We start from the raw sequence: 11,632 nt of genomic DNA, 5'->3' as shown, positions 1-11,632 counted from the left end.
CCCGGCGAGCCCCGGACCAGACGCGGAGTACGGAGAAGCGAAATGCCCACGTCCCACGAAGAACTCGTCGAAGCCCTGCGTACCTCCCTCAAGGAGAACGAACGGCTCCGCAAGCGCGCCACCGGGCAGCCGGGGCCGGACGAGCCGATCGCCGTCGTCGGCACGGCGTGCCGGTTCCCCGGCGGGGTCGCGTCGGCGGCCCAGCTGTGGGACCTGGTCGACGGCGGCACCGACGCCATCGGCCCGTTCCCGGACGACCGCGGCTGGGACGTGGAGCGGCTGTTCGACCCGGACCCCGGGAAGCCGGGCAAGTCCTACGTCCGCGAAGGCGGTTTCCTCGGCGGCGCCGCGGACTTCGACCCCGCGTTCTTCGGCATCAGTCCCCGCGAGGCGCTGGCGATGGACCCGCAGCAGCGGGTGCTGCTCGAGGTCGCCTGGGAAACCTTCGAGGACGCCGGTCTCGATCCCGCCGCCTTCGCGGGCCACGCGGTGGGCTGCTACGCCGGTGTCATCAACCAGGAGTACGCCGTCAGCACCCGCGCCGGGGTCGAGGAGCTCGACGGGTACCGGCTGACCGGCAACGCGGGCAGCGTGGCATCGGGCCGGGTGGCGTATTCGCTCGGGTTCGAAGGGCCGGCGGTGACGGTGGACACGGCGTGTTCGTCGTCGCTGGTGGCGATCCACCTGGCGGCGCAGGCGTTGCGGCGGGGTGAGTGTTCGCTGGCGCTGGCCGGCGGGGTGACGGTGATGGCGACGCCGAGCCTGTTCGTGGACTTCTCGCGGCAGCAGGGCCTGGCGCCCGATGCCCGGTGCAAGGCGTTCGGGCGGGGCGCGGACGGCACGAGCTTCAGCGAAGGCGCCGGTCTGGTGTTGCTGGAGCGGTTGTCGGTGGCCCGGGAACGCGGACATCGCGTCCTGGCCGTCGTACGGGGTTCGGCGGTCAACCAGGATGGTGCCTCCAACGGCCTGACCGCGCCGAACGGTCCGTCGCAACAGCGAGTCATCCGGGCCGCGCTGGCGAGCGCCGGACTGTCCACTTCGGACGTCGATGCGGTGGAGGCGCACGGCACGGGGACGTCTCTGGGTGATCCGATCGAGGCGCAAGCTCTGCTGGCCACCTACGGACAGGACCGGGACGAGCCGTTGTGGCTCGGTTCGGTGAAGTCGAACATCGGCCACACCCAGGGCGCCGCTGGTGTCGCCGGGGTGATCAAGATGGTCGAGGCGATGCGCCGGGGCGTGCTGCCGCGGACGCTGCACGCCGAAGCGCCGACACCGGCGGTGGACTGGTCGGCGGGCGACGTACGGCTGCTGACCGAGCAGCGCGAGTGGCCGGCGCTCGACCGGCCGCGGCGGGCCGGGGTGTCGTCGTTCGGCATCAGCGGCACCAACGCCCACCTGATCCTCGAACAGGCGCCCCCACCGGAGGCCGCCGAGGCCGCCGGGCCCGCGCTGTTCCCCGGCGACGTCGTGCCGTGGGTCCTCTCGGCGCGCACCGCGCCCGCACTGGCCGCCCACGCCGAGCGCCTCGCGACGGCCGCCGGCACCGACGTCACGGGCACGGCCGCCACGCTGGCCGCCCGGACGGCGATGACCCACCGGGCGGTCGTGCTGGCGACCGGCGCGGACGCGGGAACCGCCGGGCTGCGGGCCGTGGCCGCGGGCGAAGCGGCCCCCACCGTCGTGCGCGGGACGGCCCTGCCGGGCCGGACGGCGCTCGTCTTCCCCGGCCAGGGCGCGCAGTGGGCGGGCGTGGGCCGGTCGTGGCCGGAGACGTCGGTGTTCGCCCGGACCCTGGACGCCGTGGTGGCCGAACTGGACTGCCCCGGCCTCGCGGAAGTGCTGCGCACCGACGCCGCCGCCCTCGACGAGACCGGTTACACCCAGCCGGCCCTGTTCGCCGTCGAAGTGGCGCTGTGGGAACTGCTGTCCGCGGCGGGTGTCCGGCCGGACTACGTCCTGGGCCACTCGATCGGGGAAATCACCGCCGCGTACGTGGCCGGGGTGCTCGATCGGCCGTCGGCCGCGAAGCTGGTTTCCGCCCGGGCGCGCCTGATGCAGGCGCTCCCGCCGGGCGGCGGGATGGCGGCCGTGGCCGCGCCGGACGGCCGGGACGCGGCCGGCCGGCTGGCGCCGCTGCTGGCGGGCACCGGCGTGGTCGTGTCGGCGGTCAACAGCCCGGGTTCGGCGGTGCTGTCGGGGGAGACCGCCGCCGTCGACGCGCTGGCCGCCGACCTGGGCGCCCAGGGGTGGCGGGTGAACCGGCTGCGGGTCAGCCACGCGTTCCACTCGCCGCTGATGGAGCCGATGCTGGCCGACTTCGAGCGCGTCGCGGCCGGGCTGACCTACCGCAGGCCGCGGATCCCGCTGGTGTCCACGGTGACCGGGCGGCCGATCGCGCCGGACGCCGGCTACTGGGTGCGGCAGGTGCGCGAAAGCGTCCGCTTCGACCAGGGTGTGCGGTTCACGCTGGACCAGGGTGTGCGGAACTTCCTCGAAGTGGGCCCGCACAGCGCGCTGGCCATGGCGATCACCGAAACGGCGCAGGCGGCCGACGTGCCGGTGGCGGTCGCCGGCACCATGCGCCGCGACGACGACCGCCCGGAGCGGGTGCTCGCCGGTCTCGCCGCGGCGTTCACCACCGGGCTGGCGGTGGACTGGCCCGCGGTGCTGGGCCACCCGGCCGCGCGGGTGCCGCTGCCGGCCTACCCCTTCGAGCACGAGCGGTTCTGGTTCGCCTCCGCGACGGCCGTGGACGCGGCCGCACTGGGACAGCGGTCCGCCGCCCACCCCGTCCTCGGCGCGCTGGTCGACCTGACCCCGGACGCCGGGGTCGTGCTGACCGGCCGCGTCGGGACCGGGCTGCAGCCGTGGTGGTCCGGGCACGCCGTGTTCGGCACGGTCGTGGTGCCCGGCACGGCGATCGCGGAGTGGGTGTGGCACGCCGGCGCGCAGGTGGACTGCCCGGAAATCGTGGAACTGCTGCTGGAGTCCCCGCTGGTGCTGGCCGGCCGGGCGGCCCGCCGGGTGCAGGTGCGCGTCGCCGCCCCCGGCGAGGACGGGACCCGGGCGGTGACCGTGCACTCGTGCGCCGACGGGCCGGACGAGGAGTGGGTGTGCCACGCGACCGCGGTGGCCGGCCCGGCCTCGGGCGATCCGGGCGAGCCGCTGACGGACTGGCTTCCCGAAGGCGCCCAGCCCCTCGACGTGACGGGGGCGTACGACGCGCTCGAGGAGGCGGGATTCGGCTACGGGCCCGGGTTCCGCGGGCTGCGGCGCGCCTGGCGGCTCGGCGACGACCGCTACGCCGAGGTCGAACTCCCCGAAGCCGGCGCCGGTGCCCTGATCGAGCCGGCGGTGCTGGACGCGGCCATGCACGTGGGGGCCGTCGAAGCCGACGGCGTCGCCGCGATGCCGTTCGAATGGCGGGGCGCCCGGCTGTACGCGACCGGGGCGACCGCGCTGCGGGTCCGGTGGCGCCCGCTCGGCCCGCACGCGTTCCGGGTGGACGTCGCCGACACCACCGGCGCGCCGGTGGCCGCGATCGACAGCGTCACCACCCGGCCGGTCACCGGCGGCGACGTCCGCCGCCGGTCCGGCGGCCTCCTCTTCGTGGGCTGGTCACCGGCCCCCGCGCGCCCCGAGCGGGACGACCGGCCGGCCGCCGACGTCCACTGGGTGACCGGCGACGACCCGGAAACGGTGGTCGCCGAGACCGTCGAGGCGCTCCAGCGGTGGCTCGCCGCCGACGGCGAACACCCGCTGGTGGTGGCCACCGCCCACGCCGTCGCGGCGGCCCCCGGCGACATCGTCGACCTGGCCCAGGCGCCGGTGTGGGGCCTGGTGCGGACCGCGCAGAACGAACACCCCGGCCGGTTCGTCCTGGCCGACGTCGACGACGACCCCGCGTCGCGGGCCGCGGTGGCCGAGGCCGCCGGGCCGGGCGCGAGCCAGGTCGCGATCCGGGCCGGCCGGGCCCTGGTGCCCCGGCTGGTGCGGCGCGACCCCGGCGAGCCGCTGACGCCGCCGCCAGGCCCGTGGCGGCTGGCCTCCCGCGGCACCGGCAGCGTGTCGGACCTGGTCCTGCAGCCGTGGCCCGACGGCAACCGGCCACTGGAACCCGGCGAGGTCCGGATCGCGGTCCGGGCGGCGGGCGTCAACTTCCGGGACGTCGTCACCGCGCTCGGCATGGTCGCCGACGAGCGGCCCCTCGGGGGTGAAGGCGCCGGTGTCGTGCTCGAAGCGGGACCGGGCGTGACCGGCCTCGCGGCCGGGGACCGCGTGTTCGGCCTGCTGCCGGCCGCGGGACCGGTCGTGGTGGCCGACCGGCGGTCGGTGGCGCCCGTTCCCGCCGGCTGGTCGTTCGCCCAGGCGGCCACGGTCCCCATCGTGTTCCTGACCGCCTGGTACGGGCTGCGCGAGCTGGCCGGCCTGCGGGCCGGGGAGACGGTGCTGGTGCACGCGGGCGCGGGCGGCGTGGGGATGGCGGCGATCCAGCTCGCCCGGCTCTGGGGCGCGAAGGTGCTGGCCACGGCGAGCCCGGCGAAGTGGCCGGTGCTGGCCGCGCTGGGGATCGACGCGGACCGCATCGCGTCCTCGCGGACCACCGAGTTCGCCGAGGTGTTCGCCGGCGCCGGGGTCGACGTCGTGCTCAATTCGCTCGCCGGGGCGCAGGCGGACGCGTCCCTGCGGCTGGTGAAGCCGGGCGGCCGGTTCCTCGAGATGGGCAAGACCGACGTCCGGGACCCGGCCGACCACCCCGGGCTGCACTACCGGGCGTTCGACCTGATGGACGCCGGCCTCGACACCATCGCGCAGATGCTCGGGCAGCTGGGTGCGCTGTTCGCCCGCGGCGACCTGCGGCCGCTGCCGGTGACCGCGTGGGACATCCGGCGTGCTGGGGATGCGTACCGGTACCTGAGCCAGGCGAAGCACACCGGGAAGGTCGTCCTGACCCTCCCGGAGGCCGTCGGCGGTGACGGAACGGTCCTCGTCACCGGCGGGACCGGCGCGCTCGGCGCCCTCGTCGCCCGCCACCTGGTCACCCGGCACGGCGTGCGCCGGTTGCTGCTGCTCAGCCGCCGCGGCCCCGACGCGGACGGAGCGCCGGCCCTGCAACGGGAACTCGCCGGGCTGGGCGCCGAGGTGACCGTTTCGGCGTGCGACGTCACCGACCTCGACGCGCTGCGCGAGGTCGTCCGGGGGCACCGGCTGAAGGCCGTCGTGCACACCGCGGGGGTGCTCGCGGACGCGCCGGTCGACGCGATCCGGCCGGACCAGGTGCACGCCGTGCTGGCGCCGAAGGTCCTGGGCGCCTGGAACCTGCACGTGCTCACCCGGGAAGCCGACCTGGCCGCGTTCGTGCTCTTCTCGTCGCTGGCCGGGGTCGTCGGCAGTCCCGGCCAGGGTGGGTACGCCGCCGCGAACGCCTACCTCGACGGGCTCGCCGAGTACCGCACGCGCCACGGCCTGCCCGCGGTTTCGCTGGCCTGGGGCCTCTGGGACCGGGACGGCGGGATGAGCGGGGGGCTGGGCCGGGCCGACCGCGCCCGGATCGCCCGCGGCGGGGCGGTGGCAATGAGCGACGAAGACGCACTCGCCCGGCTCGACACTGCGCTCGAGGCCGCGGCCGCATCGGTGGTGCCCGCGGCGGTGGACACCACCGCCCTGCGGGCCGGCCCGGTGCCCGAAATCCTGAGCGGGCTCGTGCACCGGCCGCCGCCGCGCAGCGCGGGCGGCACGGCCAGGGCGCCGAGCGGCCTGCACCAGCGGCTGACCGGGCTCAGCGGTGCCGAACAGCACCGCGTGGTGCTGGACCTGGTGCGCCGCGAGGCGTCGGCCGTGCTCGGGCACGCCGGGGCGGACGCCGTCGACCCCGAGCAGCCGTTCAAGGACCTCGGCTTCGACTCGCTGACCGCCGTGGAACTGCGCAACCGCCTGGCCAACGCCACCGGCGCGCGACTGTCCGCGACGCTCGTGTTCGACCACCCGACCCCGGTGGAACTGGCCAGGGAACTCGTGACCGCCGTCGCGCCCGCGGCCGCGACCCCGGTCCGAACGGCACTGTCCGAACTGGACCGGGTCGAGCTGGCGGTGCCCGCGCTGCTCGGCGACGGCGACGGCGGGGAGGTGCTGGCCCGGCTGCGGGAACTCGTGCGCCTGCTGGAGGTCCCGCCGCCGGACGAACCGGAAGCCATCGACCCGGACGCGGCGACCGACGACGAACTGTTCGACCTGCTGGACCAGCTGGGCGAGACCCGGGGAAGGCGAGACGCGTGACCACCAGCGAAGACAGGCTCCGCACGTATCTCAAGCAGGCGGCCAACGACCTGCTGGCGAGCCGGCGGCGGGTCCGCGAACTGGAGGACCGGGAGGCCGAGCCGATCGCGATCATCGGGATGGCGTGCCGCTTCCCGGGCGGGGTGACGTCACCGGAACAGCTGTGGGACCTGGTGTCCGGCGGCGGTGACGCCGTTTCGGCGTTCCCGGACGACCGGGGCTGGGATCTGGACCGGTTGTTCGACCCGGATCCGGACCGGGCGGGAACGTCGTATGTCCGGGAGGGTGGCTTCCTGGCGGATGCGGCGGGGTTCGACGCGGGGTTCTTCGGGATTTCCCCGCGTGAGGCGCTGGCGATGGATCCGCAGCAGCGGCTGTTGCTGGAAACCTCGTGGGAGGCGGTCGAACGGGCCGGTATCGACCCGCTTTCCCTGCGGGGCACCGATGTGGGCGTGTTCGCCGGCCTGTTCAGCCAGGAGTACGGCTCGCGCGTCCGCGGCGCGCGGGACGATGTCGAAGGCTACCTGGGTTCCGGTTCGGCGGGGAGCGTCGCGTCCGGGCGGGTGGCGTATTCGCTGGGTTTCGTGGGGCCGGCGGTGACGGTGGACACGGCGTGTTCGTCGTCGTTGGTGGCGATTCACCTGGCGGCGCAGGCGTTGCGGCGGGGTGAGTGTTCGCTGGCGCTGGCTGGCGGGGTGACGGTGATGGCATCGCCGGTGTCGTTCGTGGAGTTCAGCCGTCAGCGTGGGTTGGCCGGTGATGGCCGGTGCAAGCCGTTCGCCGGTGGCGCGGACGGGACCGGTTGGGGTGAGGGTGTCGGGCTGGTGTTGCTGGAGCGGTTGTCGGTGGCCCGCGCGGCGGGACATCGGGTGCTGGGTGTCGTTCGGGGTTCGGCGGTGAATCAGGATGGTGCGTCGAATGGGTTGACAGCGCCGAACGGTCCGTCGCAGCGGCGGGTGATCCGGGCGGCCCTGTCGAGCGCTGGTTTGTCCACTTCGGACGTCGATGCGGTCGAAGCGCATGGTACGGGCACCTCGTTGGGTGATCCGATCGAGGCGCAGGCTCTGCTGGCCACGTATGGGCAGGATCGAGAAGAGCCGTTGTGGCTCGGTTCGGTGAAGTCGAACATCGGCCACACGCAGGGTGCGGCCGGTGTCGCCGGGGTGATCAAGATGGTCGAGGCCATGCGGCGGGGTGTGTTGCCGCGGACGTTGCACGTCGACGAGCCGACGCCCAAGGTGGATTGGTCGGCGGGCGAAGTGCGGCTGCTCACGGAACAGCGGGAGTGGCCCGCGGTGGACCGGCCGCGGCGGGCGGGGGTGTCGTCGTTCGGGATCAGCGGGACGAACGCACACGTGATCCTCGAACAGGCACCGGAACCTCAGCCGGTGGCCGCGACGCCGGCTGAGGTGCCGGGAGGTGTGGTGCCGCTGGTGGTCTCCGGCCGCGGGGAGGCGGGATTGCGTGCCCAAGCGGCCACCCTGCTGTCCTTTGTGGAGAGTAATGAGATTCCGCTCGCCGACGTGGGCCGCGCGCTCGTGACGAGCCGGGCTGCGTTGCCCGATCGTGGCGTGGTGCTGGCGGCCGACCGCGCCGAAGCGTTAGCCGGGTTGCGCGCACTGGCCGAGGGCACCCCCGGGGTGGTCACCGGCGCGGCCGTCCCGGGCGGGCTCGCGATGGTGTTCTCCGGGCAGGGCAGCCAGCGGGCGGGCATGGGCCGCGAGCTGTACGAGCGCTTTCCGGTGTTCCGGGCGGCGGTCGACGAGGTGTGCGCGGAGCTGGACGCGGTCGCGCTGCCCGCGGTGATGTTCGAGGACGCCGACCGCGTGCTGGACGAGACCGGCTGGGCGCAGCCGGGCCTGTTCGTGTTCGAGGTGGCGTTGTTCCGGTTGCTCGAGTCCTGGGGGCTGGCCCCGGACGTGGTGGGCGGGCACTCGCTCGGTGAGGTGACGGCGGCGTTCGTGGCCGGTGTGCTGGACCTGCCCGGGGCGGCGCGGCTGGTGGCGGCGCGGGCGAGCCTGATGCAGGCGTTGCCGCCGGGCGGCGCGATGGTGTCGATCGCCGGGGCGACCGAGGACCGGGTGCGGGCGGTGCTGCCGGATTCCGGGGTGTCGCTGGCGGCGGTGAACGGCCCGGAGTCGGTGGTGGTTTCGGGCGAGCTGGCCGCGGTGACCGCGGTGGCGGACTACCTGCGGGCGGCGGGCTGCCGGGTGCGGAAGCTCCGGGTGTCGCACGCGTTCCACTCGGAGCTGATGGAGCCGATGCTGGCCGACTTCCGCGAGGTGGTGAAGCAGCTTTCGCTGCGGGAGCCGGTGCTCCCGCTGGTGTCGAACGTGACGGGCGAGGTCGCGCAGCCGGGTGAAGTGTCCGATCCGGAGTACTGGGTGGAGCACGTGCGGGCGACGGTGCGGTTCGGCGCCGGGGTCGCCGCGCTGGCCCGGTCGGGTGTCTCGACGGTGCTGGAGGTCGGCCCGGGTGCGGTGCTGACGGGCATGGGCGCGGACGCGCTGCCCGCGGACGCCCGCGTGGAGTTCGTCGCCACCGCCCGGAAGACCCTGCCCGAGGTGCGCGGGGTGCTGACCGCGCTGGCGGAGCTGCACGTGCGCGGGGTCCGCGTGGACTGGACGGCCTGCCTCGGGACCGGTGGCCGGTGGCCGGAGCTGCCGACGTACGCCTTCCGGCACGAGCGGTTCTGGCTGGACGCGGCCCCGGACACCGGGGACGTCTCCGCGGCCGGACTCGATGCGCCGGGGCACCCGCTGCTGGGCGCCGCGGTGCCGCTGGCCGATTCCGGCGGTGTCGTGCTGACCGGACGGCTGTCGGTGCGGACGCACCCCTGGCTGGCCGACCACGCGGTGTCCGGCGTGGCCGTGGTGCCGGAGTCGGTGTTCGTCGAGCTGGCCGTCCGGGCCGGCGACGAGACCGGCTGCCCGGCGATCGGCGACCTCGTCCTGGACCGGCCGCTGACCCTGCCGGGCCCGGACGCGGTCCGGCTGCAGGTGTCCGTGGCCGAGCCCGACGAGCCGGGCGGCCGCCGGATCACCGTCCACGCCCGCCCCGAATCCGCCGGCCACGGGTGGACCCGGTACGCGTCGGGGACCCTCACCCCGGCGGCGTCGCACCCGCCGGTCGTCGAGCGGCCGCCCGGGGCCCGGCCGCTCGACGTCTCCGAGTACGACGACGGGACACCCTTCCGCGGCCTGACCGCGGCCTGGTCCCACCAGGGGGAGATCCACGCCGAGGTCACCTCGCCCGTGCCCGCCGACGCGGGATTCGGCCTCCACCCGGCCCTGCTCGACGCCGCCCGGCAGGCGATCGCGCTCACCGGGGAACCGCCGCAGCTGGCCGCCGCCTGGACCGGCGTCACCCTGCACGCCACGGGGGCGACCACCCTGCTCGTCCACGTCGCCCCGGTCGGGCCGGCCACCTTCAGCCTGACGGCCACCGACCCGGCGGGCGCGCCTGTGCTCACCGTGGAGAGCATTGCCCTGCGGCCGTTCGGCGCCGACGAGCTGGCCGCCCCGCGAGCCGGGGAATCGCTGTACCGGGTCGGCTGGCTTCCTGCCGACGCCGCACCGGACGGGGAAACCGCCCTGACGGTGGTGGGGAGCCCGCACCTGGCCGGACGGCTGGCCTCCGCCGGAATATCCGTCGAGGCTTCGCCGGACGGACTGGTGCTGGCGGAAATCGAGGCGGCCGACGTGCCCACCGCGACGAGAGAGGCCCTCCGGCTGTGCCAGGAGTGGCTCGCCGAGCGCCGCCCGGCCACGGCACGCCTGGTCATTGTGACCCGCGACCCGGCGGACTCCGGAGACGCAGGCGACGCTGCCAGCCCGGGCGGTGCCGCCGCCCGGGCGGTGGTGCGGTGCGCCCAGTGGGAGCACCCCGGCCGGTTCCTGCTCGCCACCCTCGACGATGACCCCCGTTCGCTCCGGGCCCTGCCCGCCGCTCTTCGCACCGGGGAACCGGAGGTGGCCGTCCGGGGTGGGGCGCCGCTCGTGCCCCGGCTGGTTCGCGCCGGTGCCGGAAGCGGTGGCGCCCGGCCGCTGGACCCCGCCGGCACCGTCCTGATCACCGAGGGCACCGGGACGCTCGGCCGCGCCCTCGCCCGGCACCTGGTGGCCGAGCACGGCGTGCGGCACCTCCTGCTCCTCGGCCGGAGCGGCCCGGCCGAGGAGAGCGCGGCCGAACCGGAAGCCGACGTGCGGATCGCCGAATGCGACCCCGGGGACCGCGAGGCGCTCGGCCGGCTCCTGTCCGGGATCCCGGCCGAACACCCGCTCACCGCCGTGTTCCACCTCGCGGCCACCCCGGATGACCGCGCCCTCGCCGAACTCGCGCCCGAGCGGCTCGCCGCCGTCCTGAAGTCCGAAGTGGACCAAGTGGCGAACCTGCACGAGCTGACCCGGGACCTCGCCGCTTTCGTCTGCTTCTCCTCGGCCGCCGGCCTCGTCGGCGAGCCGGGTCGCGGTGCGGCCGGGGCAGCCGGTGCCTGCGTCGAGGCTCTCGTCCGGCAGCGGCGCGCGCAGGGCCAGCCGGCGCTGTCGCTGGCGTGGCCGCAGCCCGGCAACGGCATCCGGCCGCTGTCCGAGGCGAAAATGCTGCAGCTGCTCGACGCCGCGCTGGACCACGGCGATCCGGTGCTGATGCCGGCCGAGCTGGACTTCGCCGAGCTGCGGGCCCGGTCGGCTGCCGAGCCGGTACCCGCGCTGTTGCGGGCCCTGGTGCGGCCGGCCCGGCGGGCCGCCCAGGCGAGCGCGGCGACCCGCGGCGCACTGGCCGACCGGCTACGCGGCCTGCCCCCGGCGGACCGGCACCGGGAACTGCTGGAGCTCGTGCGCACGGAGGCGGCGGCCGTCCTCGGCCACGCACCCGGCGACGCGGTCCCGGCCGATCGGGCGTTCACCGAGCTCGGCTTCGACTCGCTGACCGCCGTGCAGCTGCGGAACCGGCTGACGGCCCACACCGGGGTCCCGCTGCCGACGACCCTGCTCTTCGACCACCCCAACCCGGCCACGCTGGCGCGCCTGCTGCAGGCCGAGCTGTTCGAGGCGGCGGACGACGTGCCGCCGGTGGTGGCGGAACTCGACCGCGTTGCCGAATGCCTGGCGGACGTCCCGCGGGGCAGCGGGCTCGAAAGCGAGATCACGGCACGGCTGCAGGCGATGCTGTCGCGCTGGAAGGAACGGACCGACCCCGGCACCGGACCCGAATTGCCGGCGGCGTCGGCGGCGGACCTGTTCGCCTTCATCGACAACCAGCTCGGCCGCGGCAAGACAGGGGAGCGGTAGGGGGTTGGCCAAGGGGCCATCGGCGCCGCGGCCGGGCAAGACTGGGATCGGCCCGATGACTC

1 protein-coding gene and 1 pseudogene are annotated in these 11,632 nt (G+C 75.5%); both read left to right on the top strand.

What is annotated here, in order from left to right:
- Positions 1-75: 75 nt before the first annotated feature.
- Positions 76-6,279 (top strand): annotated as a pseudogene (locus OO60_RS37585) (type I polyketide synthase); the annotation flags it as partial.
- Positions 6,276-11,570 (top strand): type I polyketide synthase, encoded by a 5,295-nt coding sequence (locus OO60_RS37580; protein WP_003070830.1) that lies wholly within the window; start codon positions 6,276-6,278, stop codon positions 11,568-11,570. The pseudogene OO60_RS37585 and the gene OO60_RS37580, both read left to right, overlap by 4 nt.
- The last annotated feature ends 62 nt before the right edge of the window (positions 11,571-11,632 follow it).

The organism is Amycolatopsis vancoresmycina, from assembly GCF_000716785.1.
Taxonomy (GTDB): domain Bacteria; phylum Actinomycetota; class Actinomycetes; order Mycobacteriales; family Pseudonocardiaceae; genus Amycolatopsis; species Amycolatopsis vancoresmycina.
This window is presented reverse-complemented; position numbering and strand designations above follow the sequence as displayed.